At 63.8% G+C, this 2,168-nt stretch carries 1 protein-coding gene; it reads right to left on the minus strand.

The window, feature by feature from the left end; translation table 11 throughout:
• Nucleotides 1-332: 332 nt before the first annotated feature.
• Nucleotides 333-1,802, minus strand: a complete 1,470-nt coding sequence (gene ltrA / locus AC11W3_RS02500; protein WP_484092427.1) for a group II intron reverse transcriptase/maturase — start codon at nucleotides 1,800-1,802, stop codon at nucleotides 333-335.
• Nucleotides 1,803-2,168: the final 366 nt, after the last annotated feature.

Raw genomic sequence — 2,168 nt, forward strand, 5'->3', positions numbered from 1 at the left:
CCGATCAGTGCTGCGCATTCGGCCACGATGTTGCCTGGGCCTGGGAGGCACTCTGCTGTTCGGCCGTGGCTTTGGTGGAATGAGGCAGCCGCTCCCTCGCCCTCTCCGATCGAAAAATGGGAGGGGAGAGAGAAAGAGCAGTTCAGAAAAAGAGCCGGCACGGAGGCCGGCGCTACGGAAAACGGGCGCGCAGACGGAGTTACTCAGCTTAAAAAAATTTCAAATAATTCTGGGTAGTATTAGTGGAACAGGCAGTCGGAGTAGGGATCACGGTTGCCCGTGACCCCCTCCACGGATCCGGACGAGCGGAATTACCGCATCCGGCGCTTGCCTCAGGTAATGACGCCCAGGCGGCGCAGCGGATAGGGATGGTAGATACGGGGCTTGGGTAACCAGCGCTGGAAGATGCGGCGGGCCCGTTCCCAGCACACCGGCTGCTGACTGCGCCGCGACAGCGTTCGCCGCCACATCCGCTCCACTTGCGAGCGGAACAGCGCGAGCGCCGCGTAGTTGGTGGGGACTCCGTAGTAGCGGAAGTGCCCCTCAACCACCGCGCGCAGCCATTTGCCCACCGCCGGGATACGGTCGTGCAGGCGCCGCCTGAGCTCGGCTTTCACCTCGCCCAGCTTGGCCTGCAACCGCTTGCGTATAGTCTGTCTGAGCACCGTGAACCGCCCCGCTCTGGTCTTGCCGCAGATGTGCGTAAGCCCCAGGAAGTTGAACGTTTCAGGTTTGCCCTGACCACGACGCTTGCGGTTGTCGTCCGCAAACCGACCAAACTCCAGCAGCCGGGTCTTGTCCGGGTGCAACTCCAACCCGAACTTACCCATGCGTTCGCCCAGCTCCTTATACATCCGCTCGGCGTCCGCCTTGCGCTGGAATCCCAGCACCACGTCGTCGGCATAACGCACGACCACCATGGCGCCGGCGGCCTGCTTGCGCCCCCACCTCCGCACCCACAGGTCCATCGCGTAATGCAGGTAGATGTTCGCCAGCAGCGGCGACACACTGCCGCCCTGCGGCGTACCTTCCTCCATCCGCTGGCGCTGGCCCTGCTCCAGCACGTCCGCGTTCAGCCATTTCTGGATGAGCCGCACCACGCGCCGGTCCCCGATCCGATGCTCAACGAACTTCACCAGCCATCCGTGCTTGATGGAATCGAAAAATCCACGGATGTCCAGGTCGAGCACCCAGTCCACCTTTCCCCTCAGCAATCCGACGTACAGCGCATCCAGCGCATGGTGCTGGCTGCGCCCCGGCCGGAACCCGTAGGAGAATTCCACAAAATCGGCCTCGTAGATGGCGTTGAGTACCTCCACTGTGGCGCGCTGCAGGATTTTGTCCTCCAGCGCCGTCACTCCCAGCGGGCGCATCCGCCCGTCGGGCTTGGGTATGTACACCCTACGCACCGGCTTGGCCCGGTACGCTCCCCGCCTGACTCTGTCGGAAAGCGTCTGGAGGTTCTCCTCCAGCCGCTCCCCGTAGTGCCGCCACGTCTCACCGTCCACGCCTGCTGCCGCTTCCCGCTTCAAACTGAAGTAGGCCATGCGCAGCATCCTCAGGTCATAGATGTGGTGCAGGAGCGCGGTGAACCGCTTGTTCCGGTCCTCTGCTGCCGCTTCGCGTATCCACTCCAGCGCACTGGGCGCGCTGCTCCGGCGCTGCGTCCGGGACGCGTTTTGCTGGCGCGGATTCCCCTTGGCCAGTCCCCTTCCCTCCGCCTGCTCCGCCTCCGGTTGCCCGGTCTTGTTCGCTGGCTTCTGCGGTACTATGGAACTGTCCGACTTCCCATGCTCGTGCATCGCCGGCGTAGGTCCTTAGACTTTCCCGGCGCGTCCTGCGGCTCCATCGGCCGCAGGCGAACATCGGATCTCCCGGTTCTCGAGCAAGGTGTTTCCGTACATGCCCGGGGTCTGTGACCGCGCGGGAACCGCCCGCATCTCGCGATAGCGATGCGTGCGATATTGCCTTCCACCACGTCCCACGACGTCGGCTTCCCGAAGGTCGACTCTTTCGCGGCTCAATACCCGGCCTGCACGTGCCCCTGTCAACGCTTCGGCTCCTCCTTGCGGAAGGCTACCGCATGACTCGGGGTCGACGCGGGTCGCTAGCCCTTCATCGTGTGGCTCTTTCATCCACTACACCTCGCCGGTTTATCCCGGCGCACG

Source organism: Geomonas sp., from assembly GCF_056994735.1.